This is a genomic window from Streptomyces sp. TBY4, assembly GCF_024213195.1.
GTDB lineage: Bacteria > Actinomycetota > Actinomycetes > Streptomycetales > Streptomycetaceae > Streptomyces.
The window spans coordinates 1-25,325 of the sequence record NZ_JANAVF010000016.1 but is presented as its reverse complement, the minus strand read 5'-3'; the positions used below and the strand labels follow the sequence as shown (position 1 = coordinate 25,325).

Genomic DNA, 25,325 nt, shown 5'->3' with positions numbered 1-25,325 from the left:
TTCGTCATTCCGCCCGGCGAATTGATTCGCCGGGGGCTCCGGAGGTTTTTCCGGCGCCATGGAAATCATGTCGAGCTCCTTGCGTCCGTTCCATTGGCCGTGGCGACAGTATTCGCCGTGGGCCCGGATTCCGAACGGATAGCGGTTCGGGACTCTTTACGGACCAATCCGGTTCCCGGCGTCCGCGCGCTCCGTGGAGAACACGTACGAAGCCAGGCAGACGGTCAGGCGTGAGGAGAGTTCGAGTTTCTCCATGACCGCGGCGACATGTGCGCGCACGGTCCGTTCGGTCACGTGCAGCCGCTGGGCCATCGTTTCGTTGGAGAGCCCTTCGGCGAGCAGGAGGAAGGTCTCCTGCTCGCGCGGGGTGAGTCGGCTGACCCGTTCCAGGGCCGGTGTCCAGTGCGGTGCGCCCGGCGCGCGGGCGCCGGCGGTTGCGTGGGGTGCGGTGGGGGTGCGGGGAGTGGTGGGGGTGCGGGGAGTGGTGGGGCTCACGGTGCTGCGACGCTCCTGTCTGGGGCGGGCCGGCCGAGCGGCCGCGTGAGGTGGTCGGTGGTCAGCCTGCGATAGAACGGGTTCTCGGCGAGCAGTTGTTCGTGCGTGCCCTCGGCGCCGACACGGCCGTCGTCGAGGACGACGATCCGGTCGGCCGCCCGGACGGTGGACATGCGGTGGGCGACGACGAGCAGGGCGCGTTCCCGGGAGATGTCCCGCAGGACGTCGGTGAGTTCCCGTTCGTTGATGGGGTCGAGTTGCGACGTGGGTTCGTCGAGGAGTACGAGTTCGGGCCGGGCAAGCAGGGCGCGGGCGATGGCAACGCGCTGGCGTTCGCCGCCGGAGAGGTTGAATCCCCGATCGCCGACTTCTGTCTCCAGTCCGTTCGCCAGACGTTCCACGAGTTCTTCGAGATTCACCATCCGGAGCACTTCCCGGATTTCTCTCTCATCCGCCCCGGGTTTCGCGTAGACGAGATTGTCCCGCAGGGTTCCGTACAGCAGGGGCGCGTGTTGCTCGACCAGGGCGATACGGGCCCGGAGGTCGCGCGGATCGACGCCCCTGACGTCGGCACCGTCGAAGAGGACGTGTCCGCCGTCCGGTTCGTGGAACTTCTCGGCGAGGGAGACGATCGTCGTCTTGCCGGCGCCGGACCGGCCCACCAAGGCGATGAGCCCGGTGCGCGGCACGGAGAACGAGACGTCGCGCAGTACAGGACGGTCGTCGTACGCGAAGGAGACCCGGCGCAGTTCGAGGAGCGGGGTCGCGGGCGACGCGGCAGGGCCAGGAAGCGGTACGGGCGTACCGTCCTCCGGGTCCTGCTCGACGGGCAGGCGCAGGACGTCCTCGATCCGGCGGAGCGAGCCGAGGCCGCGCTGGATCAGGCTGAGCGCGTTGAAGAGGCCTGCGAGCGGCATGACCAGGTAGGTGGCGAACAGCAGGAACGCGACGAGTTCGCTGACGGACATGGAGCCGTCGGAAACCCGGACCGCGCCGACGAGCAGGACGAGGAGGAACGAGCCGTTGACCGCGATCTCCATGGCGGGCCCCACGACGGACCCGAGCTTCGCGGATCGGACGCCGGCGGTGAAGGCGGCGTCGATGTCCGCGCCGATGCGCTCGGCCTCCCGCTGTTCGGCGCGGGCCGCCCGTACGGTCCTGATGCCGCCGAGGGCGCGTTCGAGGTCGGCGGTCATGGCACCGACACCGGCGAGGGCCTGTTCGGTGCTGGTCCGGATGCCGGCCATCACGCCCGCGACGAGGACGGCGGCGACCACCAGCGTCCCGGCGACCACGAGGAACATGACGGGGTCGATCCACAGCATCAGTCCGGCGGCGCCGACTCCGGTGATGGTGACGGTCACGAGCTGGACGAAGCTGCCCGCGACCATGTCCCGCAGCATGGTCGTGTCGGTGCCGACCCGGGAGAGCAGGTCGCCGGCGCGCCGGCCGTCGAGTTCTCGGAGGCGGACGAACAACAGCCGTTCGACGAGCCCGCGGCGCAGGCGCCGGACCACGCTCTCGCCGGTCACGTCCAACAGGTACTGACCGGCCGCCTCGAGGGCGGCCTGGACGAGGAAGAGAGCGGCCAGCGTCACGCCGAGCGCGGCTACGGCCCGGTCGGCGGAGACCCGGTCGATCAGACGCATGGTCAGCAGCGGCTGGAGCAGTCCGAGGGCGGTGCCGACGAAGGTCAGCGCGAGCGCGGCCCCCACGGTCCGGCCGCTGCCGCGCAGCAGGCGCAGCAGATCACGGGTGCCCGGTCGGGCGCCGTCGGCGGGGTTCTCCCCCGGGCGCGCCACGGTCCCGGGCTCGCCCTCGGTTCCCCGGCCGGTTCCGGTCGCCGCGCCGGACGGATGCGAGTGGCCGGTCATGAAGGGCTCCTCTCCTCGCTCCCGGAGCCCACGGTGATCAGCCTCCGGAAGTAGCTCTCGGGCAGTTCCTCGCCCACCAGTCGACCCTCCGCCTCGACCCAGGCGTGGGCTCCGAAAGGCGGCGCGGCCCGGACGCCGACGCACCACGTGGGCCACTCGCCGCGGGCCCGGCAGAGCAGGGCCGTGGCGACCGAGCGCGGCAGGCAGCCCTCACGGCCGGCGCAGACCGCGCTGACCGTGGTGACGGCCTGCCGGGCCCGGTAGGTCCGTTCATGGCCGGCCGGGCGGGCCCCGCGGGACACCACGCCGAGCACCCGCGCCAGCCGGGCCGGCGGTAGTAGCAGCAGGGGCCGGCCCACCGCCACGGCGAGGCGGGCTCCCGCGCGCTGAGCGAACGACGTCCCGGTGTGGGTCTCCGGGACCGGATGGAAGCTCATGGGCTGACCAGCCGGGCGTTGCGCAGGGCGGAGAGCAGGGCGGTCACGTCGGCCTGCGCCCGGTCCGCGTCGACGTCGAACTGGGCGCACAGGGCATCGGCGATGTCCTCGGCCGGGGTGCCGTCGATCAGGCCGGCCAGGACCGAGCTGCCGGTCGGATTGAGCTCCCAGTACTCACCCGTACTGCCGTCGAGCAGGACCTTGCCGTAGTCGGTGTCCACCACGGACACGTCCTCACGCAGTTGCATGGGTTCCCCTTCAGATGGTGCGGAGCCAGATCTCGCAGGCGAGAGTGGCGTCAAGGCCGCCGTGCCGGAGTTCGGGCGACGAGGGCCGCAGGGTGATGTCCAGGAGCTTGTCGGCGTCGACCAGTCCGGCCTTGGCGAGCAGCGAGTCCCGCCACAGCTCGGCGAGGCGTTCGCGGTTCTCCCGCAGCCCGTTGGCGGCGTCGGCCGAAGCCTCGCCCTTGGTGGTGCGGCGCAGCAGCGCGTCGGGCATCCGGCCGCGCATCGCATGCTTGAGCAGCGGTTTGAACTCCCAGGGTGTGGCGCGCTCCTCGGAGCGGACCGACCAGCACGCCTCGACGACACGGTCGTCGAGGAAGGGGCTCGCCAGCGGCAGCCCGCTGTGCTCCGCGACCTGGTGCAGGACGCGGGTGGCCCGCGTGCCGTGGTGCAGGGTGTGGAGCTCGTTGTGGAGGGCGCGGGTGGTACCGCGCGGCTGCGCCGTGCGGGCGGCCTCCCGCAGGCTCCGGCGTACGGAGGCGGCGGCGTCGGCGGTGGCCCAGACCGGCAGACGGGGCGGGATGTCCCAGCCGAAGACGTCCGGGCTGTGCGGGGCGGGCCGGGGGGCGGTGACGTTGTCGGCGGCGTCCGCGAGCCACCGGCCGTAGGGGCGGCTGTCGGCGAGGACGGCCAGGGTCTCGCGCAGCGACCAGCGGTTCTGGGCGCGATAGCCGCGGATGCTGCGCAGGGCCGTGAGGGGGCGGGTGGTCAGCAGGTCACGGTGGTGCGCGGGATGCCCCCACAGGACGTGGTCGCCGCCCATGCCGGTGAGATGGAGGCGCGACCCGCCGGCAAGGAGCCGGTCGTGGCCGACGAGCTGGCGCGGCTGGTCGAGGATGGTGGGGAGGGGTTCGTCGACGGGTCCGCGCACGTCCAGCAGACCGCTGTAGAAGAGTGGGATCTCGTCGATGTCGAGCAGGATGTGCTCCAGGCCGTCGATCTCGGCGGCGGCGAGTCGGGCCCAGTGCACGTCGTCGTCGCCCGGATCCCTGCTGGGCATGGTGAGCGCGGGTAACGGTGCGGTGCTCACGCCTGCGGCGAGGGCACAGACGGTGGTGGAGTTGAGGCCGCCGGAGAGGTCGGCGCTGACGCTCCCGGCGATGTCCACCCGCAGGCGTACGGCCTCGTCCAGCGCCGTGCGGAGCGCCTCAGCCCCCTCGGCGAGGGGGACTTGTACCTGCGGGGGCTGCCACCAGCGGACCGTCCGGGGGGCGGAGCGGCCGAAGCGCAGGAGTTCGCCGGGGACGACGGAGTGCACACCTCGCCACAGGGGGACGTCACCCAGCGGGTGCGGGACGGAGTCCAGCAGTCGCAGGGCGAGGACGTCCTCGTCGACGGGCGCGTCGAACAGCCGGGCCAGGACGTCGGCGCGGTTGGCGGCGACGGTGATGCCGTCCCCGGTGGCGTGGAAGAGACGTCGCATCCCCGAGGCGGTGCCGTGCACGTGGATCTCGCCGTGTGCCTCGGCGATGACGTGGAAGTCTCCGGGGAGGCGAGCGGCGACTCGGTGGACCGCGCCGGGTTCGCGCACCCCGGCGATGTGCGCGGTGAGTTCGGGTGCGCCGACGGGGGTGTGTCCGATGAGCGCCACAAAGAGTCCTTGGTCGTTTCGGGCCTGGACGGAGGTGGCCCAGCTGCCCAGCACGAACGGTCTTCCTGACGGGTGTGTGAGGGTGCGTTCCCCGCGTATCCCGAGTCGGGAGGCCACGGCGAGGGCGGCCTCACAGTCCGGAAACAGCGCGAACCATCCCTCGCCGTGGCTTGTCATCGGACTACCAGCCCAGGGGCAGACGGACCTTGGGCTCGTGCGGTCCGCGCTTCAGGAATCCGGTGTCCTTGCGGAAGTCGCCGGCCTTGGACAGCGCCGGAACCTCGTAGACCTTCTTGGCCATGGTTTTCATCCATTCTCGCGTGGGTTTCTGACGAGGCGACCCCGTTTCCCAGGATTTCGGTGGCCGCCTGGAAAGATCCTCGGCCGGTGGCCACCTGCCGCTCAAGGAGCAACCGGTGGCCGACACGGTCCGCGATCGGGGCGGCCGGGCCACCCGGCACCTCTTGTCAGGGGCCGCCACCTGGTAGAAGAGGGACCGGCGTGAGAAGGATCCGCCGGTCCGGGCGTGCGGGATCAGCCTGGTCTTCTTGGCCCGTTGGTCACTCTCCGCTTCAGCTTCCTTGGCTCCATCCCGGCCTGCGGCCGCGCACCGCCGGCAGCCCGCGCCGCGCCGCCCTCCCATTGCGGGCGGCCATCCTGGGCATCCGTTCGATGGCGGAGATGATGGCGGCGCGCGGGATACCCGAGACGTCTGCGAGGTTGACGACCCGCTGGAGTTGGTCGGAGATGTCGTCGAGGCCCACCGGGAGCGAAGTCGGCAGGACGACAGCGCCGCGCCCGCGCCCGAAGTCCACGACGCCTTCGCTGCGCAGCATCCGCAGCGCCCGGAGGATCGTGTTCTTGTTGGCGCCGTACTCCTTGCCGAGCTGGTCGGCGGGCGGAAGGTACTCCCCCTGGGGGTAGAGGCCCGACGCGATGTCCATTCTGAGTTTCGCCCGGATCTGGGCGTAGAGCGGTATCTCGGCGGCACTGCTGTGGCGTCGGATGTTCCCCGTTTCAGACGCAGTTGACATGTGCTGCTCCCCCTTCTGGCTCACGTTGTGCTCAAGCACTCGTGCCACGCCGCCGGCTCGCCGGGGCGGGGGACGGGGGCAGCCGGAGGGACGACTCCCGCGTGGTCGGTGCGGAGCCGATGGCTGCCTTCGTCGTTTCCCCCAGGTCCGGCATCGACCCATGTCGATTCTTGGGCAGACCGTTCTTTCACGTCGGTTGACGGCCGGTGCAGTTGTACCGTAGTCCGCACCTTGACGCTCTTCAACCAGTGTGGCGATAGTGGGCGTTGCACCGATTCATCTGAGTGGAAAAACAGAGCTGGCCGGACCAGGGGGGGGCGTCATGCCAGAGGAGCCGGAACACGGTTTCGCCGACAAGCTGAACCGGCTCTTCGAGACCGTCAGACCGGATCCCGACCACGAGTACAGCAACGAGCAGGTGGCCTCCGCCATCCGGGACACCGGGGTGTCGATCTCTCAGAGCTACATCTGGCAGCTGCGGAAGAGCAAGAAGACCAATCCGACGCTGCGTCATCTGCAGGCGCTGGCAGGTTTCTTCGGAGTCTCCACGGCCTATTTCGTGGACGACTCGGCCACCGCGCGCATCGAGGAGCAGCTCTCGGCCCTCGCCGCCGCGCAGGCGCGGCTGCACGAGGCGTCGCAGGGCAGCGACGTGAAGCTGATGGCCATGCGGGCGGGTCAGTTGTCGCAGAAGCACCGCGAACAGGTGATGGATCTGCTGGACGTGGTCTACCGCCTGGAGCAGGCCGAGGGCGGTCCCGGCCGAAACGATGGCCTGAATCATCCTGGATCATGATGGTCTGACGTCATTGGATGGAATTTCCAGGCCCCAGGAGATTCACCAACGGAGTTGGCCCGTGACCGAGCGTACGTTGCGCAAACGATGTCGGAGCATCCTCAGGGAACTCGGCATCACCGCTCCACTGCGGGTCCCCGAGCTGTGCCGGCTCCTCGGTGAACACCGCGGACGGCCGATCCGGCTGGTCCCGTACTCGCTGCCCGTCCCCGGCCCGTACGGTCTGTGGATCGCCGGCGCGCAGGCGGACTTCATCTTCTACCAGAAGGAGACCAGCCAGGCGCACCAGGACCACATCGTGCTCCACGAGGTCGGGCACATCCTGGCGGACCACGGGAGCGACGAGTCCGAGGACGCCGTCTGGCAGGAGGTGCTGCCGGACCTTTCGATCGAGGTGATCAACCGCGCACTCCGGCGCACCTCCTACGCCGAAGAAAGGGAGCGGGAGGCGGAACTCGTCGCCACGATCATCCTCGAGTGGGCGTCGGTCCTGGACCGGGTCACGCCCCGCGCGCCGGGTGACATCTCGGCCCGACGGGTGCACACGGCGCTCGCGGACCGGCAGGGGTGGTTGTGACCGTGCTGTCCCTGGTGCTCGCCGTTGTTCTGTACGGCTCGCTGCTCTGGACGGGGCGGCAGGTCGTACGCGATCCTTCCGACCGGCTGCTGCGCGCGGTTTTCCTTTGCATGTTCAGTGCGGGTCTCTCCTTCCCGTTCGGCCTGCCCGTAGTCATCCGCCTCGTTGACGGGCTCGCCGGGGACGGCACCGCGAAGCTGCTGCAGAACCTCTGCCTGCTCGGAGCCGTGTACTTCCTGGGGTGCTTCTTCATTCACTCGGCGTCCGACCCGGCCGCGGCCCGGACGCGGGTGCGGTGGCATGCGGTGCCGTTCGCCGCGACTGCGGTGATCGCCTCGGCAGCCATGGCCGTGACGCCGCACGCCGAGCGGGGCCACACGTACGCGACGGCCGACATGAGGGTCCCTGGTGTCGCGGTCTTCTACCTCTCGGCCGGCGCCTACCTCACGTATGCCCTGGCGGCGGCGCTGTTCTGGACGGTGCGGTACGCGCGGCTGGCGAGCCGGCCGTTGGCGACCGGGCTGCGGATGGTGGCCGCCGCGCTGGCCGGCATGGTGCTGGCCTCGGCGGTACGGGAGTGCCTGACGCTCGTGCGCCTGCTCGGCGGCGGTGTGCCCCACCCGGTGATCACCGGCGCGAAGCTCCTGCTCGACCTCGCGATCCCCCTCTTCGTAGCGGGCGTGGTCTACCCGGGGCTGGTGACGCGCTGGGCCAGTATCCGTCTGTGGTGGCACCACGGCCGCGTCTACCACAGGCTGGCCCCCCTCTGGGAGGCTCTGCACCTGGCGTTCCCGGAGGACGCACTCGAACGCACCGGGGGCGGTCGCCGCTGGGACGCGCTGAGTCCGCGGGGCGTGCACCGGCGCTACTACCGGCGTGTCATCGAGTGCCGGGACGGGCTCGTCCGGATCAGTCCCTATCTGGCGCTGGAGGCGGCCACGGCCGACGCCGAGGCACCACTCACGCCCGAGGTCGCGGCGCGCCATCTGAGGACCGCGTTGCGGGCGTACGCCTCCGGAGAGGATGCGCCCTCCCAGGCCGTCCCGGTCGCCCTGCCCGGCGAGGGCGACGGCAGTCTGGAGAGTGATGTACGGCAACTGATCCGGCTGTCCGAAACTCTGACAGCGCAATTCTGAACGAGGAGTGGCGATGGACACCCTGATCTCGGCCCGGCGCGTGGTGATCGGACCGCACGGCCAGGTCCTGGCGGACGGCGCCGTGCTGGTGCGAAACGGCGTCATCGCGGACACCGGACCGCGCCACGAGGTGGAGTCCCGTGCCCCCGCGCGCACTCTCCGTCACGACTACCCCGACGGCACGCTGTTGCCGGGGCTCGTCGACGCGCACGTCCACCTCGTTCTGGACGCGGGGCCCGATCCGGTCGCGGCGCTGCGGGAGGCGGACGATGCGACGGTGGCCAAAGGCATTGCGGAGCGGGCGCTCGGTCTGCTGAACGCCGGCGTCACCACAGTGCGGGACCTCGGCGACCGGAACGGACTGGTGACGGAGTTCCGCGACGCCGTCAGGGCGGGACGGTTGCCCGGACCCCGTGTCCTGGCGGCCGGCACTCCTGTGACGGGACCCGGCGGACACTGCTGGTTCCTGGGCGGAGAGGTGTCCGGCGAGGACGCCGCCAGGGCGCTGGTCCGCCGCAACGTGGAGCGGGGCACGGACCTCATCAAGGTGATGGCCACGGGCGGGGGCATCACCAAGGGCGGGCCGCCGATCTGGGCGCCCCAGTTCACGGCCGAGGAGCTCCGGATCATCGTGCAGGAGGCGGCGAGTGCCGGCCTCCCCGTGGCGGCGCATGCGCACGGCACCGCAGGCATCGTCGCGGCGGTGGAGGCCGGGGTGAGCACGATCGAGCACTGCACGTGGATCGACCAGGACGGCTTCCGGCTCCTCGACGACGTCGTCGACGAGATCGCCGCCCGGGGCATCGGGGTCTGTCCGGCGGCCAGCCCCGACTGGCGCGGCTTCGCCGAGCGCTTCGGACGTGAGCGCGCGGAGGAGATGTTCGGCGGGATCCGCCGAATGCGCGAGCGCGGGGTGCGGCTGCTCACCGGCACGGACGCGGGCGTGAGCCGGGCGGTCTTCGATGACTTCGTGTCCAGTCTCGAGTTCTTCGCCCATCTGGGCTGCACCTCGCAGGAGATCGTCGACCTGGCCACCTGCGAGGCGGCGGAGGCACTCGGGCTGGGCAAGGTCACGGGGCGCCTGCTCCCCGGCCTCCGCGCGGACCTCCTGGTCGTAGAGGGTGATCCCCTGACCGATCTCCAGGCGCTGCGCCGCGTTCGGCTGGTGATGGCGGATGGCCTTGTGCATGCCTGACGGGCTACCGCTGCCGGTGCCCCCCGTTGGTGCGTGAGGGATCAACTGACTCCTACAGCCAGTCGCGCTTCTTGAAGATGACGTACAGGCTTGTGCAGACCACTGCCATCAGGAGGATCGCGAAGGGGTAGCCCGCAGCCCAGTGGAGTTCCGGCATGACCTCGAAGTTCATGCCGTAGATGGTGCCGACCAGGGTGGGTGCAAAGAGGATGGCGGCCCAACTGGAGATCTTCTTGAAGTCGTCACCCTCACGCCGCTGACCTGGGGAAATAGCCGGAGACGCCCTCTGATCTGCGGCGACCCGCCTTTCTGGCTCTTTCGCCGCGTTGCCCATTTGTGCGGCCGATCCTCCCCAGCCGCTCCCCAACGCGGCCTCATTCTCCCCAGATCCTCCCCAAGACGGACCAGGAAGTGCGGAGGCGACCGAGTCAGTGAACTGGTTCGGCGCTTTTGTGCTTGCTTACCAATCGTAGTTACCCAGGTACTGGCTTCACCTGTTCGATCGCTCGGTGATCGGCTTCGGCACCCTCCGACGCCACCTCGCCGCAGCGTCCTGACGGAGTTGGCGCCCATCCGGGCGTCCGCTTCCGACGCTTGGTGGCATCACCTCAGCTCCCGGACCCGCAGCATTGACAGCACGAGTTCTCGCTCGTGCTCTTCTTCCATGGCGTCCAGCACCCACTGCGGTGTCTGCACGAGGTGGCGTCCGGCGAGTCGGCGCAGTTCCTCGTCGTTCATCCAGACCGCCGAGGGGGTGAGGGGCATGCGCCGCTCCAGCAGGTGGGCGACGACCCGGGGCCGGACGCCTGCCCTGGTCCAGGCGATGGCACCTGGGCTGTTGGCTCCCCATCTGACGGCGAATGGCAACAGCCCGAGTGCTCTGGAACAGGCCTCCGGTAGCTCCCAACGCCCGGGCAGAGGCTCGGATTCGCATGCAGTGGTGACGATCGCCCCCAGCGCTCCGGAAAGCACGCTCAGTCTGAACCCGAATCCGCGGTCGGTCAGACCGATGATCTTGGGCAGAGGCATCTTCCGCCCGCGACCACCGGTTCTCTCAATCCCCGGCCCCAGAGCGTGGCCGGCTACGGACAGCAAGTTCTCTCCACGCATCCACGAGGAGAGGGTGGCTCCCAAGGCGCGGTGTCCACGGGCCGCTTCGTCCGAATCGGAGGACCACAGTCCTTCGACCGCTGTAGACCGGAAGTCGTTGGTCAGCGGGAGAAGGCTCTCTACCGTCTCCGGTGGCACTGCTGTGAGAGCGTCGACGAGAACGCGCGCCCAGCCTTCCACCGTGTCAGGGGCACCGCGCGTGCCCAGTTCGGCGAAGAGTTGGCGGTAGAGATGTGACGCTTCTGGGAGCCCGAGCCCCGCACGGTGCGCGGCGAGGCTCACCCAGTCCGGCACCTGTTCCCGGGCTAGGAACCCCGCGCCCGTGGCTTCCAAGGCATCGGAGATCGGTTCGGCCTGGTCCGTCGCTCCGGCCCTGTGCACCGCCCACGTCCGCCGAATCACGCCCGGTGCGTCGCCGCTGCCCACGGCGAACGAGAGGAAGGAGAAGGCCGACTGCTCTTCGCCTTCCAGCGTGCCGATTTCCAGAGTGCCGCCGAGGACCTTCTCGATGAGGCTGTCGAGCCTGCTTCCGATGTCGTTTGCGGCGTCTTCCTGAGTCAGGAAGTGTGCGTCGGCCGCCCTGGCTACCTGCGCACCATTGGCGCCAGCCGCCACGTGCGCGGCCCGCCCGGGCACGACCACCGCGATCGACCGCGCGGACGTGTAGGCGCGTCCCGCTCGGCCTATGGCGTTCAGGAGCTGGGTCCGTGAGCGGCGTTCACGCTCGGTTGCTGACGCATTCTGGTCGAACCCCACCCGTGTCCCGCCGATCACCACCGCAGTGGCTGGCAGGTTCAGGCCTTGCGAGAGCGTGCCCGTTGCGAAGAGCACTCGTATGCGGTCCCGGTCGAAGGCCATCTCGCTGGCCCGTTGTTCCTCCCTCAATAGCGCGCCAGTGTGTACTCCCACACCCTTCGAGAGGGTTTCCCTCAGCTCGGACGCGATACCCAGCTCTGCGTCCGCCAGGTCCAGCAGGGCGTCGATGTCCCCGTCGGCACCGGTAGGCACCCAGCTAGGGGAACCGGGCTGCTTCACGGCTTGGGTGAAACAGTCGTGCCGGTTCTGCGGGAGGAAAGCGATGACACGGTGGTCGTTCTCTGCCAGGGCGGCTACGAGGACCGCGGTCATCGGGAGACAGACGCCGTCCGAAGCCACCCCCTTCGTGCGGTGGAGGACTCTCGGAGAGACCAGGGGGGTCCGGACCAGCGCGTAGTCCGCGGGTTCGCTGGATGCCCAGGCTCCTTGAAGTCCCACTAGCAGCGATATGGGGGCCTTGTAGTCGAGCTTCTTTCGACGGGTAGGAAGCGCAGCCAGGTCCCTCTCTGCGATGGAGCGAGCGGTTTCGTTACCTGTCCTGTCGAATCCTGCAATGGCGCGCAGTGTCCTCGTGGGACGCCACGGGTGGCTGATGGGCACGGCTTCGACCCCGGTCGCCGTGGTGAGCCACTCTGCGAGTTCGTCCGCGTTGGCAATCAGCGCTGACAGGAACAGGGTCCTGACGTGCGGAGCTCGGTGCAGCACTTCGGCGATGACCAGCTCGGTGAGAGCGCCACGTCCGTGAGGCTCCTCGATGAGGTGCGCCTCGTCGAGGACACACAGTCTGAGGTCCTCGAAGGCTTCCGGATTCTGCCGCAGGGCCAGCGAGCACTTCTCTGGTGTCATGACCAGCACCTGGCAGGAGTCGATGACGGCGAGGTCCTCGCCTCCCAGCACGGCGTACTCTGCCCCACCGAGGAACCCCCGTACCTGCACACCCGGCAGAGCACCGAACACTGAGGACAAACGGCGCTCCACTTGGCCCACCAACGCGTTCGTCGGCGCCAGGTAGAGCACCCATCCGGAGTGCAGGGTCTGTGCGATGGCGAGTTCCGCCACCGCCGACTTGCCGGCCCCGGTGGGCACGCACACCACAGCGTGAGCGTGGGGCCCTGGTAGCGCCCGCTCGGAATAGATCCTCGCCGAGGGCCACAGCAGGGGCTGTGACGTTGCCTGCTTCTTCACGTACGCGGCAAACCGTCCGTCGGTGTCCGGTGGTGGCGGCACCGAGCGCAATGCGCGTGTCTCGTCCTCCTCCAGCGCCTTGGCGAGCAGCACCGCGAGGTGGTGGATGTCGGGGTGGGTGGCCTGTCCGCTCCGGCCGTCCGGATTCGGGTGCAGCAGGGAGATCAACGTGTGGATCTCTCCGACCGCGCTTCGAGTGGCACCCGCCTGGTGGGTGAGCCACAACGTGTGCTGGCGCGCGGCGTGACCCATTCGCCGCCAGAGGGCGTCGCGGATGCGGGTTTCCAACCGTTCGTCCTCGTGCGGCACCGGTGGCGGTTCGGGGACGTCCCCGCTCACCCGCGCCGACAGCAGTTCGCGAAACGTGCGCATGGCCCACTCTGATACGGGAGACTCCAAGTCGGGCTGCGTGTCTAGTTCGCCGATCTCGTCCCCGCATCGCGCGGCGTTGGCATCGTATCCGGCGATGCGGTAGAGCAGCCCGGCTTCCAGGCGCTCGTACCTACGGGCCGATCCGAGCGGGGACGGCGACGATGACAGTGTGGCGTCTTCTGCGTCCGGTTGTTCGTTGCAGATCGACAGGGCTTCGGCAGCGACGAAGGCGCACGCCTGGGCCGTGGGTGGCGCTAGTTCCGGGACGAGGACGGCGTGGACTTCCAGAGCTGTGGCAAGTCTGCGCAATGCCGCCTGCGGAGACCTTCGGTCTCCTGGCGGAAATGGCCTTCCGCCTACATCGACTCTGGTGCTCTCGGCCGTCCGCCCGTTCTGCGCCGGTGAGAGGTCCCGCCCCTCCACGATCTCGACCCAGGCGAGCGTCAGCATGCGTCGAATCTCGGTGGCACCAAACTCGCCAATTCGCGGCAGCTCTTCGAGAAGTGTGTCTATCCCCCGGTTGAACACATCACACCACGATCTCCGCCACAGAGTTCCTCATGGCGTTGGCGACGGAATCGAAGAATCCGTGAAAGTTGGCCAGGCGGACGGCCAGGAGACGCTTCCGGTCGAGCGGCGGCACCAAGTCCCGCAAGGTGACACGCTCCTTCTGCGCGTCGAAGGGCTTTTCATGGACGATCGACGGGACGTAGCATCTTCGGTTCAGCACCGCCTTCGACACCTGCAGGGCAAGGTCGGCGGGAAGATACCCTTTCAAGGCTGTCAACTCCTGCCGCAGGTGGCGTCCGTGGTCTCCGGAGTCGAGACTCTTGAATATCTTCGAGGCCTGGGTTAGCTGGCCGCTGCCGTCCTGACGTGAGGCCTTGCTCTCCCCTATGGCGAGTGAGAGCCCGTCCCCGTTCACATACAGGGCCACGGCGTCAAAACCTTGCTGCGTCGGAATGGGATGTATTTGACGCAACGCGTGCACCCGTCCGCCGAGAAGCTCGGCCGAATCTCGGTTCTGGAGGACAAGGAGCACATGGAGCAGCCCCTCCGCGAGCCAGGCGTTTCGCTTGGTGTCACGGAAGAGGACTTCCTCAGGGGTCACGAAGGAGTTAGTGGTCCCAATCAATTCGGCAACATCGCGTGCCAGTTGTGCCCGATCGTCGATCCCGTCCGCGAGAAGTACGGACGCAAGAGCGACGTTGCACTCCACCGCCCCGACGAGCAGGCCGACGAGCACCCTGCCGAGGCTCCTGGTTACCTTCGGCGACTCGATTCCGGACACCTGAATCGCCGTGTGGGACAAGGGTCCGGGCAACCGACTGAAGCTGACGGACGCGGCGATCTCGTCCAGTGCCGTCTCAACCAACTCAAGTGGCGATCCGAGCCCCGCCGACTGTGTGTCTCCCACAGTCGCACGATACGCCCACGAGGGTGATTTCTCGCTTGAATGTACGATCAGGGGTGGGTGTGGGAGTACCGCTCTTCCAGCTGCCGGAGCTGGTCGACCCAGAACTCCTCCTTCTGCCTACGGGATGCCTTCGCGGACAACTGGCCCAGTTCCTGGGCCAGTCCGAAGAAGCCGGGGCCGGCCTCGTTGCTGTTGAGGTAGAAGACCAGGGCGGAGAGCATCAGGCCGGATTCCGGACGGTTGCGCTCGACGATCAGCCACAACAGGTGGCCCATCGCCGCCCGCTCATCGGCCCTGGAGAAGTCGAACCCGGACGTGTCGACGCGCTGGACAAGGGTCGCGTTAAGCTCTGTGTACGAGGTCGGCCTGTTCTGCCTGGCCCGCTCGAGAAGAAACTCCAGGCCGGCTTCGGTGAGCTTGGCCCACTCCTCTTCGCTGCGCCCGTACATCGAACCGCCCCCTTGCACGTATCAGTTACCCGAAGTCGAAGTATGCCGAGTTACTCCGCGGGACGGGGCGTCTGGGCGGCAACGAGGACCACGGCGTCGGTTGTCTGTCCGTGCCTCGTCGAGGAGGAGGCGCGCATTGTCCGAGGTCGCCAGCCGCTCCGGTCGGGCGATGGGTGACTCGATATCCAGCGTGATTGCCACCCTGGCGGAACTCGGCAAGTTCGCCAGTACGTCCAGCACCGTGCTCGCGCGCGGGTTCGCCCACCGCCCCGCTCTCGAATGCAGGGCGGGGGCCGAACCAACTGCGTCCCGACCTCAGGGCCGGCGTGCTGGCCTCGCTACTGGCGATGGCCGAGGCATGGGTCGGAGTGGCGAGGCGGTCGGCTTCGGCACGGTCGCTTTCGGCTGGGAGGCGGCGAGGTCGTTCAGGACTGCGTTGACCACAGGCCAGCACATGTCCAGCGTGTCGCGATCCGGGGTGTGGGCCTCGCGGATCTCTGCTCGCGGATGGACGAAGTTACGGTACTTGCGCAGCTCGTGACAGAAGCGCTCCACGTCGGCACCGATCCATCCTGCGTCGTGGCAGGTCTTGATCAAAGTGTCGAGGGTCACCCTGTCTGCAGACGTACTGCCGAGTCGTGAGGCGTCGCGTTCGCGCACCACATGGACCATGACGCCTTCCAGCAGGCTGCCGAGCATGATGATGGCGGCCACGTGAGCGCCATTGGCGTAGCAGGTGCGTGCCTCGTCCAAGCGGTGTTGGAGCAGGGCGGCCATCTTCCGGTCACTGATGAGATCGGTCATGGCTGCGCTGAGTTCGGTAGGACCCTGGCTACCCGGGTGGGCAAGGGAGGGGTCGCAGGCGACGAGACGGGGGCGGCCGCCAGGATTCTCCAGGCGTGCTCCCTCGTAGACCAGGAAGGCGTTGACCGCGGAGACAACAGCAGGGAGCTGGTCCGGCTCGTCAAGGTATTCGCGAGGGTCGGCCAGGCGAAGCAGGACCCGTTCCAGCTCGGTGGGCTCTTCTCGGCGTTCGCTGAGCCGGGCGACCGTCCATTCCATCCTGTACTCGCCGTTGTACTCCGGCACCCGCTGCCAGCCGGCGTGTTCCAGGAAGCGCGCGATCTCGAAACCCTTGCGGTAGTAGAGGTGGTCATCGCCGCAGATAACGCGCGCGAGCTCCTCCAGGGTGTTGGCGTCGAGGATGCCGAGTGGGGACTGCGCAGTCATGCCGAGCCTTCCGTGCTGTCGTCGGTTTCGTCGTCTACTTCGTTGTCTTCTGCCTTGCGGAGCGTGTTGGCCAGATCATCCGTGCCCGGGTCCTCGGGTGCCTCCGCCGTGTCGTCGGCCAGGCCCTCGTCGGAGGAGAGGTCGAAGGGGGTCCACTGCACGCTGGTGGGTGTGGCGGACGAACGGGTCCGGTCACTGGTTCCGTCGAATGTGGCCGGATGGATGCCAAGTCGTTCGAGCTCATCCCACAGGCCGGACAACGCCTCCTCGGGGTCGAATCGGAACTCGCTCTCGCGAATCCGCCAGAACGTCCAGCCGACGCGTTGGAGTTCACGGTCGCGCCGTTGGTCATGCCGGATCTGCTCGGGTGTCGAGTGATACCGGTCGCCGTCGCACTCCACGGCCAGGCGCCCACGTGCCCCTACGACGACGAGGTCGAGGCGCTTGTTCCCTGCCGGATACTGCGGGACGACGTGATAGCCCTGGGCCTTCAGGCGCAGGTAGACCTGCTGCTCGAAGAGCGACTCGAAGGGCTTCTGCGGCACATCGCCCGCTACCTCTCCGATGTCTTCGGAGCCGGCAAGTGCGGACGGCGGGTTCTCCATATAGGACAGGAGATTGAGTCGCATGTCCTCCCTCTTCAATCGGTCCGGCGGTACCGAGTAGAAGAGCCACATCTGGTCCTGTGCCCGGGAGGCGGCGACGTTGTATGCCTGCCGTTCGCTGCGGGCGCCTCCAGTGATACGCGGCGGATCGGTGACGACCATCGAGAGCAGGATGACGTGCCGTTCGTCTCCCTGGAACGAGGCGGGGCTGCCCACACGGATCTGGTGGCGCTCAAGCATTGGCGCCGGGATTCGTTCCTGGATGAGCTTTTCCAGGAGCTTGACCTGGCCGATCGACCCCTGAAGGGTGATGACGCCCATAGTCCGGTCGCGGTAGTCAGGGTCCGCTACGAGCCTGGCCAGGCAGTCGACGATGGCCTCGGCCTCCTGCGGGTTGCGAATCCTGCTGTCGCGCCCCTGTGTGACAGCCCCTTCGACGAAGTGGGTCACGAGGGGGTCGAGGCGCTCACCGCCGTACTGGCGCAGAGGCTGCAGCTTGTTGTTGTAGAAGGTCTGCGAAGACCAGCCGATGATCTCCGGCATGCAACGGAAGTGCTCCTCCAACCGGATCACCTTCGGGAAGAAGGTGGACAGGAGCTGGTAGAGGTTGGTGGAAGGTCCGTACAGCGTGCGCAGCCTCGGCGGCATGTCCGGCAGGTGCGAGACGAGCCGGTCATGGATCGCCTGGTGTCGGCCCATGCCACTGAGCGGGGGCGCGCACTGCTTGTCGTCCCCCACGACGATGACGCGGGGCGCCAGCCACAGCAGGAACAGGGCATCCATGCCTGCCTGACTGGCCTCGTCGACGATGACGACGTCGAACGCGTCCCGCCTCGGTTGCACCATCTCGGCGACCTGGGAGATGGGCATGACCCACGCGGGAACCGCTTCCTGCGCCGTCTTCATGGCGTCGTACGCCGCGGCACGGTAGCGGCCCGCACCGCGCCCTTTGCCCTTGCCGTACGAGGACATGTGGTTGCGGTAGGCCTGGAGCGCTGACCGCTGCTCTTGCGTCATGCGGTGCAGACAGTGCCACCTTCCCCAGGTGGCAGCGAGTTCACCGGTGATGTCCTCCAGATGACGTTCACACTGAGCCAGTTCGCCTTCGATCTGACGTTCGCGTCCCGGTGTGCGCTGACGGTGGACGAAGGCCGAGGCCACGGCCCAGGCCCACGCCTCCGCCAGAGAGTCCAGGCGAGCTTCCCATGCCCGGTCACCAGGGTCATGCGTCAGCTGGTCGGCGAGCAGCGGGTGGGCCCGGCGGACGCTTTCGAGTAGCACGGTGCATCGACGCCGGCGGTGTTCACGCCGATGAGCCTCCCGCAGCGCCTCAAGTTCCTTGGCGTATCGGTCGACGTCCTCCTCTAGAACGGCTTGGGCGGCGGCCACAGCCTCGGTGGTGGGGTGGGAGCCGTCCACCGGTGCGCGCAGTTGCTCCTCCCAAGCAAGCAACTGGGCCGTAGCCTCGTCCGCCGCTCGTCGGCCGGAGACCGCAGTGAGGGCGTCGGCGAAGCCCTGCCATGCAGACCTGGAAGTGAGGGCGATGTGCATCCCGTGATGCACGAGCAACTGGTCGATGCGCTCGCGGCCGGCGCCGAACGTGTCGACATGTTCCAGGCGTGCGTATGCCTCCGTCAGCGACGCCAGCCGAACTTCCAGCGGCCCTTCGGATACGGGCACCTGCACTTGACCCCACCGCTCCGCAAGCGTGGCAACGGCGGAGCGGGCGCGGAGGTGAGTAAGGGCGGCGTCGAGATCCTCCAGCGTTTCGGGTGAGTGACCGTTCACGGTGCACGTGTCGAGGAGGTCCTGCGCGGCCTTCTGCGCCCGCGAGGCACGGAAGCTGCCGCGGACTCGCAGCTTGCCGCCCGAGACGAGGTGCTCGCGCAGCGCAGAACCCGCCGTGAGCATCGCATCCCCTTGTTCCGTGGAGAGCTGCCCGGGCACGGTGACGCGCGTCATCCCCTGTTCGTTCAGCCGCTCGGAGATCGCGACGAGTTGATCGGCAAGTCCGGACACGCGACGCCAAAGGGCGAGGTTCTCACGGGAGAGTCGGTCGGTGAGGGCCTTGGTGGCCCACTTGTCCTCATCCCATTGTGTGGCCTGCGGAGACAGACCCAGGTAGTGCAGAGCCGTACGGCAGGAATCCACGAGAGAGGTCAGCTCATCGGTGACAGAGCTGTCGAGCCTGGCAAGATCGCCGCGGATGCGGACCGCTCCGGAGGATAGGCCCTCATCGGTGACGCGGCTGGCTGAGAGTGCCTGGGCCAAGGCTTCGGGGGAGGGGAGGCCGTCGGGGTCTGGCAGAGTGCCACCGGCGCGCGGCTCAGCCGCACCGTCGCGCAGCAGGCTCAGCAGTTCCACCGCTTGCGCGGGGGACAGCGGCGGGACAGACGGGGTCGGGCCGTCAGCCGGCACAAGACCGATCCAGGAGTGTCCGGCGTTTTCTTGCACACGCTGCACAATTGCGGCGAGAGTGCCGGCGTATCCCGGTGCGATCTCCGGGTGCCGGTAGACCTCGGCCTCCCGCAGCGCGATCACCCGCTCGGTGAGCGCGCTGATCCTTCCCCGTACCTCCTCCCGGCGGGTGGAGAGCCGATGGATCTCGTCCTGCAGTTGCTCGGGATCACTCGCGGCGACCTGATCGGTGAGAGCGTTGACCGTGCGTTCCAGCTCATCCGCCCCGTCCTGCCGTGCCGAGCTCAGCAGGAGAACGCACAGGTCCCGTACAGCAGGAGGAAGTTTGTCCCGCAGGACCGTCAGGGCCTGGTCGCGGGCGCTGGTCACCAAGACCCTCTGCCCCTGCGCCAGCAGCGCGGAGACCAGGTTGGCGATCGTGTGGGTCTTTCCGGTGCCAGGTGGGCCTTGGACCACCACGCCCGTGTCGTGCTCCAGCCGCCGCAGGACACTGCGTTGACGTTCGTTGGTCTTTCCTGGGAAGAGCGGGTCGTCCCCGAACAGGGGTGGAATCCCTCGACCGTCCCAGTTCACGCGCTCCTCGGAGTTCAGCGGCAGCACCAGCTGGGCGAGACCCAGAGGTGCGTGTGCCTCGGAGGACACGCTGTCTGCGATCCGGTCGTAGAAGCCCAGCAGAGCATTGCGGTCCCGTGGACGCAGTACCAGGGCGGGAGCGTACGTAAGACGCGCGCCTGCCTCGGGCTCGCGGGGCGGCTGCCACTCGGCGCTGAAGGACACAGGCCGTTGCAGCACCCGCTCCTGCCACTGGGCCAACTGCTCCAAGGCCTCCGAACCAAGCAGGTGCAGCGACTGGGCCGCGATCTCTTCGGTGAGCGCGGCGGAGCGTTCGGGCGCCCAGCCGTCATCGGTGTCGAGGAATGATTGATCCTCCAGCCGCACGGCCCCCTCAGCCATGAGCCGCACGGTGAGTTTGGCGGTCTTTCGGTCTACCAAGGTCTCCACGCGGTGGGTGAGCAGGTGACGATGGATGGCGTCACCGCGTGGATCGCTCCAAGTCAAGAGCCCTGTGGCGAGCACGAGTTCTAGCTGATCATCCTGCTGGGTCAGCTTCTGGTGCCAGCTGTAGACCTGGTTGTACAGCTCCCGAAGGGCTCGTTCCGCGCGCTCCCTCTCCGCCCACTTCCGCCAGCGCGTCAGCCAGGGACCGTAGGCTCGGAGTACCTCGTCGGAATCCTCTCGGCGGACGGTCTGCTCCGCCGCCTGTTCCCAGGACTGGCTGCCGTCCGCAGCTCGCACCAGTTCCTGCCCCGGTCCCTCAGCTTCGAGCGGAGGGTCACCGCCGTCCGCGTCCTGGCAGCGTTCCGTGGAGACCCATCCGTCCAGCAGAGCCGGGAGTGGGGGCGGCGATGTCTGCGGAACGTGGTCAAGCGTGAACAGCAGCCCGTCGAGTCGGTCGGACGGGCGTCGTACCGAGGGGGGCATGGCGACCAGCCATAACCGCTCCCTTGAGCGGCGGTCATCACGAAGTCGTTGGTTGCTGCTCTGAACGACCTCCTTGAGGAAGCCGATCAGACTGGCAGTCTGGCCGATGACGTCGGGGTTCTTCGCGTGACGTCGCGGTACGTTCACTTTTCTCCTCCCGGCTGGTGGCGAACGTTCCAGGATCGGGATGAGCAGTAGCAGGGGCAACCTGTCTCTGGGAAATGGCGGAATATGAGCTTCATGTGGGCTGAATCACCTTGATCCCTGCGAGTACCTCGTGGAGATCCGTCGACCCCAGGTACCCGTGCCCCGACGTTCTTGGTATCCATGGGGTCAATCAAGCCGGGAGCTCAGGAGAACCGGTTGCGCGAGCGAGTTCCAGGGAGCCCCGATGGTGCAGTCCATCGAGAGGGGCGCATGGGTGGGGATGCCGGGGTGTAAGGCTGCTCGGTTGACGGGAGTAGGGCCTTCTGGGCCCCTGCCAAGGGGCGGGCGGCACTCTGAGCAGTCGAGGGCTGGCAGCAGAACGCGAAACGCCGTCGGTGGCATCCCGCGCCCTTGGTGTCGCTCCCCTGAGTCCAGGAGCGACACCGGCCCTGCGGCCCTCAGGCCTGCGGCAACACCCGCATGGCGAGCACAGAGCCGTCCTGGTGGACGGATACGGGGCCGTCCCACTCCGAATCCCAGGCTAGGAGGGGCCAGCTCTTCCGCTGGGCGTGGATTTCCGTGCGGTACTGCTCGACACGGCCTTTCGCGAGGTGGCGGAAGAGGTCGTTCGCGACCCCGGAGAAGGCCTCGACCCGGGTCCTGTTGAGGCGGAACACGTGGTCGGTGCCAACGAAGTCGATGTCGAGGAGCCGTTGGTTCGCGTCCTGGACGCTGTCGGTGGCGGCGTGGGTGGGGTCGGTGAAGTGGCGCTGGCCCTGCCGTTTGGTCAGGTACTGGGCCGTAGCGGCGCCGTCGCCAGCGAAGGCCGTCAGTCCGGCCGCCGCGGTTCGGGCGAGGACCTGCCGGAACCAGGCATAGTGCTCCGGCTGTACGTGGAAGCCGAGCTGCGACTCCGGTTTCCGCTCGCCCTCGGCCGGCGGTTGGATGCCCGGGAAGATGTTCGCGTCCTCAAGACGGTGGTCAAGACGGGTGCCGGGGGCATCCATCGAGCCGGTCAGTCGGCCACCAGTTCCGCGGGCCTGCAAGGCGTGCACCGTGAGCACGCCTTCGGTGGGGAGTTCCGTACTGAACACGAGGGCCGGTGTCTCGTTCCACGGGCCGATGTGGACCGCCTCGACGTGCGCAGAAGCGGACGCGAGCTGGATGTGAGAGGCGGCGGCGTTGCTGTGGTTGCCCTTGCAGGCGATCGGAAGGACCCTCGGCGCCTCTCCGGGCTTCCATATCTCGGCGAAGAACTGTGGCCGGTAGCGGTAGCCAGATCGATGGCCCGCGTCGCGACTGGTTAAGGCCCAGCCGGCCCGCAGTGCAGTGTCCGCGGGGACGATCGAGACCGAGTGGTCCGGGTAGCGGCGGCTCAGGAGCTGCCGGGCAAGGGTCAGGGCGAAGCCGGTTCCGAGTTCCCCGGACTGGATCGCCTTGTAGTAGTCGGCCGTTTCCCGGCCCTCCGCGGAGAGCGTCATGAACGAGTTGATGCTGCCGGCCAGAGCCTGGCTGTATTTCAGGGAACCCCAGTGCTCAGCGAGTCCACGGCTGGCGCCCCGCCGTGAGAGGGCGATGCCTTGGCCGAGGGTGTGTAGCACATCCCAGGGCGTCAGCTGGACGGTCCGGTCCAGCTCCTTCGCGGGGATGGGCCTGAGTTCGGGCTTTCGCCGGAGCTGGTCGAGTTCCTTCTGCTCGCGCGCCTTGTCATCCTCGGCTGCGGCGTCGTCGACGCTGCCGACCAAGGCCGAACTGGAGTGGATCGAGATGTTCGACGGCTGGACGAGATCCTTGAGTACGTCAGCGGCTGGCTTCAACCTGTTCCCCCTACGGCTTCCACGGGTCAGACCGACGTCGCAAGTTACGTGCTGCAAGAGGGGCGCACACAGGGCGTATACAGGCACATGACGATGCAGGCACCCACCGCCGGGCGGCGGTGACGTTCAGGTCGCGAGTGGCCCCGCTGAACGCGTCGCGGAGGGTGAGGCCGGAGAGCACCCAGCCGGTCTTGGCGATCTCGCTCGAAGGAGGAGGAGATCGCCCTCAGCGCGCCAGCGCACATCGGGTTAGCCCTCGCCCCTTGGGCCGGAGCCGCCCTGACGGGCGCACTCGGCGGCCGCACACACCTGTTCACCGCGCTGGCAACCGTCTCCCTCGTGGCCGCCTTGCTGGCCGCGGCTGCTTCGTGGGAGGCCGCAGGGAACGAGCCATGGCCGACGGGTGCCCTTACTGACACGCGTCGTCTTGCCCAGACTGCTGCTCGGAGACGAGGAGGAACTGGGTGGCAGCACGCAAGAAGCCTCGGTCGGCACCACGGAAGCGTCGGGAGGCCCGGCTCAAAGCAGGTGTTTGGAGCGGCATAGCCGCATTGGCGGTGCTGCTGACGTTCTGGTCGACGATCTGGCCCTATGCAGTGGGAGTGTTGGTCCTTGGCGCGGTCGGCGGCGGCTGGTGGCTGTGGACGACGCACCGCCTGGTCCGAGGCAACGACCGGCGGTGGCGCCGCGAGGAATCCATCAGGGCGGGCCATCGGACGCTCGCCGAGGTCGACGCGATGGACGGCACGCAGTTCGAGGACTTCGTGGCTGACCTCTGTCGGCGGGACGGTTGTACGGATGTCCGCCGCGTCGGCCGCACGGGCGACGATGGCGCCGATGTAAGCGGACGGCTGCCCGACGGCCGCACGATGGTGATCCAGTGCAAGCGGTACAACCCGAAGCGGAAGATCTCCAATGGAGAGGTCCGCAACCTACTGGGCTCGCGAGTGCACTTCAAGGCCGAAGTCGCCGTCTTCGTCACCACCACGTACTTCAGCGGGCCTGCCGAACGCTGTGCCCTGCAGAACGATGTCGTGGCCATCCACCGTGATCATCTTGGACTGTGGAACAACGGTGCGGCGCTCCCGTCTCTTAACGCGGTGAATGGCGCCGGCCAGGGCGACCGGCGGCACCGCGCCCTGCGGAAGGAGACGTACGAGTAGCCCCTCCTGGTAGCCGGACTCTGAAGTCGGTCCCAACGAAGGGTGGTCGTAGGTTCACGATGTCAGCTCGGTCAGCGCTGGACACAACAGGGTCGTGTCCTCGATTGCACTGGCATGTCGGGTCGTCGAGGGTGAGGCGCTTCCGACACGGAGGGGTGGGCGGGAGACGCGGGTCAAGTACCTCGGCTTGCCCACGCCATCGTTGTGCGTGAAGACGTGAGGTGCTGCCCAGGTACCGAGGAAGCGGCTCCAGGTGTCCGATGCGAGTGCAGTCCGTACATGCGGGAAGCTAGCATCGGTGAAGAGCACGGCCACGTGTCCTCCAACCGCTGGAAGTTATGAGGCCCCAAGCCCACCAGGCGACCTTCTGCGGACTCCCAACCCAACCAGCATCCGAGGGGCCGTTGTTGGTCGTCGCCGGTGGCCAGAGAGGGCCCAGGCCTGTCCTGAACGCGGCTGGTTCGGCTTTCGACGCTTCGCACCGGAAGTCCCGCGCATCTCCGCAGTTCGGACCGTCCTTGATGTCCGCAGAGGGGCTTGCTGTCCACGAATAGGCTGGACCCGTGTGACGCCTACTCCTACTAGCCGTCTACGTGGACGCCGCAACTTCGCGTCCGGCTTGGTCACCCGTCGACGCGGAGGCGGGCGGTCAGGCCTGGCCTTCACCTCGTACGTAGTTGAACCGCTAGCAATTCCCGGGCACGATTGCACCTTCCCCGTGACCACGTCGTCCCGCCCGAAAGTAGTGGTACGTGAAAGTCCTCGGCATAGCCGTAAACTCCGGCGCACTCCACTACGGCGCTCTCCAACAGGTCCCTGGAGTCGGCCTGGTGCCTGGAGCGCCAGAGCGTCTCGGGCCGGCGGACGGATTGAACGGCTACGAACGCACGGGAGACACCTACCGGCGCATCTACCAGGACATCCACGTCCTTGCTCCGGACCTCGTCGTGCTCGTCGCCACCCGCAAGTACAACAACTGGGCCTACCGGCAGGCCGCTGACCGCGCCGCCATGGTTACCCTCGCTCAACTGGCTTGCCACGAGGACGGCATCCGCTGTGAGGAATGGACGACCGAAAAGATCGGCAAGCTGGTGGGTGTCACGGCCGCCTCGCTTGACAGCGTCCCTCTGGAACGGATCGGTGCCGCCACACGACCCAAGTACTGGAACCCGGGCCGCGGGGACGCTTTTGCCGCTGCACTCGCCGGCTTGGTCGACTCCACCCCTGGCGACAACTGGTGACCCTGGATTTCGACCGACGGAGAATGCGACTGTGAGCGAGCGCGGAAGACGGCTTGTCCTGGACTACGAGTGTCTCTACAGCATGCCAACTGGAGTCCATGAAGTACACGTATGGTGGGATTCGACCCTAAATAATTGGCTTGTTGGTAAACGTGTAGATATATCGGAATTTCAGGATGTTGGTGGTCTAATCGAACCCGGCCTCATGGAAATGATCAAACACCCCAACATCGTGGACGTGCGTGCAGTGGCCAGCGTTCTCGGCTACCCCCAGCCCATGCATGTGGTTGAGATCCTCATGCCGTTCTTCGAGAGGGGAAGCATCACTGACGCTCTGGAGCGCGGGGAGACTTTCGCACCTGTGAGCGTTCACGTTTTTCGGCTCTGGCGATGATCACGTGACGTTGTCTGTTCAGCGTGCCCTGGCGTGATCGGCTGCGTGGAGCCGCGAGGA

The 25,325-nt window shown here is 67.8% G+C and carries 20 protein-coding genes and 1 pseudogene; 7 read left to right on the top strand and 14 right to left on the bottom strand.

Annotated features, from left to right (window positions below; genetic code table 11):
- Nucleotides 1-156: 156 nt before the first annotated feature.
- From NLX94_RS30145 to NLX94_RS30115, 7 genes are all read right to left on the bottom strand, one after another.
- Entirely contained in the window at nucleotides 157-495 is a 339-nt protein-coding gene (locus tag NLX94_RS30145; RefSeq protein ID WP_254386277.1) for a LuxR C-terminal-related transcriptional regulator, read from the bottom strand.
- Nucleotides 492-2,369 (bottom strand): ABC transporter ATP-binding protein, encoded by a 1,878-nt coding sequence (locus tag NLX94_RS30140; protein WP_254386276.1) that lies wholly within the window; start codon nucleotides 2,367-2,369, stop codon nucleotides 492-494. The genes NLX94_RS30145 and NLX94_RS30140 overlap by 4 nt, the downstream gene beginning before the upstream one ends.
- Nucleotides 2,366-2,806 carry a lasso peptide biosynthesis B2 protein gene (locus NLX94_RS30135; RefSeq protein ID WP_243339088.1) on the bottom strand — a complete coding sequence of 147 codons (441 nt, stop codon included), beginning with the start codon at nucleotides 2,804-2,806 and terminating at the stop codon, nucleotides 2,366-2,368. Before NLX94_RS30135 ends, NLX94_RS30140 begins: the two co-directional genes overlap by 4 nt.
- Nucleotides 2,803-3,054, bottom strand: a complete 252-nt coding sequence (locus NLX94_RS30130; protein ID WP_254386275.1) for a lasso peptide biosynthesis PqqD family chaperone — start codon at nucleotides 3,052-3,054, stop codon at nucleotides 2,803-2,805. Before NLX94_RS30130 ends, NLX94_RS30135 begins: the two co-directional genes overlap by 4 nt.
- Before the next feature lie 10 nt (nucleotides 3,055-3,064).
- Complete coding sequence (locus tag NLX94_RS30125) at nucleotides 3,065-4,681, bottom strand: asparagine synthase-related protein (protein WP_254386274.1); 1,617 nt, start codon at nucleotides 4,679-4,681, stop codon at nucleotides 3,065-3,067.
- A gap of 181 nt (nucleotides 4,682-4,862) precedes the next feature.
- Nucleotides 4,863-4,982: a keywimysin-related RiPP gene (locus NLX94_RS30120; protein ID WP_107069644.1), complete on the bottom strand. Its 120-nt coding sequence runs from the start codon at nucleotides 4,980-4,982 to the stop codon at nucleotides 4,863-4,865.
- A 271-nt stretch (nucleotides 4,983-5,253) separates the two neighbouring features.
- The gene (locus NLX94_RS30115; RefSeq protein ID WP_254386273.1) at nucleotides 5,254-5,715 is read right to left on the bottom strand and encodes a GntR family transcriptional regulator; all 462 of its coding nucleotides are present in this window, start codon (nucleotides 5,713-5,715) and stop codon (nucleotides 5,254-5,256) included.
- Nucleotides 5,716-6,037: 322 nt separating this feature from the next.
- Here NLX94_RS30115 and NLX94_RS30110 point away from each other — a divergent pair, with 322 nt between their 5' ends.
- The 4 genes from NLX94_RS30110 (at nucleotide 6,038) to NLX94_RS30095 (ending at nucleotide 9,419) form a co-directional block, all read left to right on the top strand.
- The gene (locus NLX94_RS30110) at nucleotides 6,038-6,511 is read left to right on the top strand and encodes a helix-turn-helix domain-containing protein (protein WP_243339092.1); all 474 of its coding nucleotides are present in this window, start codon (nucleotides 6,038-6,040) and stop codon (nucleotides 6,509-6,511) included.
- Nucleotides 6,512-6,572: 61 nt separating this feature from the next.
- Nucleotides 6,573-7,088 carry a hypothetical protein gene (locus tag NLX94_RS30105; RefSeq protein ID WP_243339093.1) on the top strand — a complete coding sequence of 172 codons (516 nt, stop codon included), beginning with the start codon at nucleotides 6,573-6,575 and terminating at the stop codon, nucleotides 7,086-7,088.
- A gap of 2 nt (nucleotides 7,089-7,090) precedes the next feature.
- Nucleotides 7,091-8,224 carry an MAB_1171c family putative transporter gene (locus tag NLX94_RS30100; protein ID WP_254386272.1) on the top strand — a complete coding sequence of 378 codons (1,134 nt, stop codon included), beginning with the start codon at nucleotides 7,091-7,093 and terminating at the stop codon, nucleotides 8,222-8,224.
- A 13-nt stretch (nucleotides 8,225-8,237) separates the two neighbouring features.
- Nucleotides 8,238-9,419 carry an amidohydrolase family protein gene (locus NLX94_RS30095; protein ID WP_254386271.1) on the top strand — a complete coding sequence of 394 codons (1,182 nt, stop codon included), beginning with the start codon at nucleotides 8,238-8,240 and terminating at the stop codon, nucleotides 9,417-9,419.
- Nucleotides 9,420-9,471: 52 nt separating this feature from the next.
- Here NLX94_RS30095 and NLX94_RS30090 read toward each other — a convergent pair.
- The 7 genes and pseudogenes from NLX94_RS30090 to NLX94_RS30060 all read right to left on the bottom strand — a co-directional run.
- Nucleotides 9,472-9,657, bottom strand: a pseudogene (locus tag NLX94_RS30090) (CorA family divalent cation transporter); the annotation flags it as partial.
- Nucleotides 9,658-10,022: 365 nt separating this feature from the next.
- Complete coding sequence (locus NLX94_RS30085) at nucleotides 10,023-13,352, bottom strand: DEAD/DEAH box helicase (RefSeq protein WP_254386270.1); 3,330 nt, start codon at nucleotides 13,350-13,352, stop codon at nucleotides 10,023-10,025.
- A gap of 79 nt (nucleotides 13,353-13,431) precedes the next feature.
- Nucleotides 13,432-14,319 (bottom strand): hypothetical protein, encoded by an 888-nt coding sequence (locus NLX94_RS30080; RefSeq protein WP_254386269.1) that lies wholly within the window; start codon nucleotides 14,317-14,319, stop codon nucleotides 13,432-13,434.
- A gap of 47 nt (nucleotides 14,320-14,366) precedes the next feature.
- Entirely contained in the window at nucleotides 14,367-14,768 is a 402-nt protein-coding gene (locus tag NLX94_RS30075; protein WP_254386268.1) for a hypothetical protein, read from the bottom strand.
- Nucleotides 14,769-15,083: 315 nt separating this feature from the next.
- Nucleotides 15,084-15,998, bottom strand: coding sequence for a DUF4145 domain-containing protein (locus NLX94_RS30070; protein ID WP_254386267.1), 915 nt, complete (start codon nucleotides 15,996-15,998; stop codon nucleotides 15,084-15,086).
- Entirely contained in the window at nucleotides 15,995-20,650 is a 4,656-nt protein-coding gene (locus NLX94_RS30065; protein ID WP_254386266.1) for an AAA domain-containing protein, read from the bottom strand. Before NLX94_RS30065 ends, NLX94_RS30070 begins: the two co-directional genes overlap by 4 nt.
- A gap of 458 nt (nucleotides 20,651-21,108) precedes the next feature.
- Complete coding sequence (locus NLX94_RS30060; RefSeq protein ID WP_254386265.1) at nucleotides 21,109-22,467, bottom strand: hypothetical protein; 1,359 nt, start codon at nucleotides 22,465-22,467, stop codon at nucleotides 21,109-21,111.
- A 464-nt stretch (nucleotides 22,468-22,931) separates the two neighbouring features.
- Between NLX94_RS30060 and NLX94_RS30050 the strand changes: the two genes are divergently transcribed.
- The 3 genes from NLX94_RS30050 (at nucleotide 22,932) to NLX94_RS30040 (ending at nucleotide 25,265) form a co-directional block, all read left to right on the top strand.
- Nucleotides 22,932-23,630, top strand: a complete 699-nt coding sequence (locus NLX94_RS30050; RefSeq protein ID WP_254386264.1) for a restriction endonuclease — start codon at nucleotides 22,932-22,934, stop codon at nucleotides 23,628-23,630.
- A gap of 869 nt (nucleotides 23,631-24,499) precedes the next feature.
- Nucleotides 24,500-24,871 (top strand): hypothetical protein, encoded by a 372-nt coding sequence (locus NLX94_RS30045; RefSeq protein WP_254386263.1) that lies wholly within the window; start codon nucleotides 24,500-24,502, stop codon nucleotides 24,869-24,871.
- Nucleotides 24,872-24,902: 31 nt separating this feature from the next.
- The gene (locus NLX94_RS30040) at nucleotides 24,903-25,265 is read left to right on the top strand and encodes a hypothetical protein (RefSeq protein WP_254386262.1); all 363 of its coding nucleotides are present in this window, start codon (nucleotides 24,903-24,905) and stop codon (nucleotides 25,263-25,265) included.
- Nucleotides 25,266-25,325: the final 60 nt, after the last annotated feature.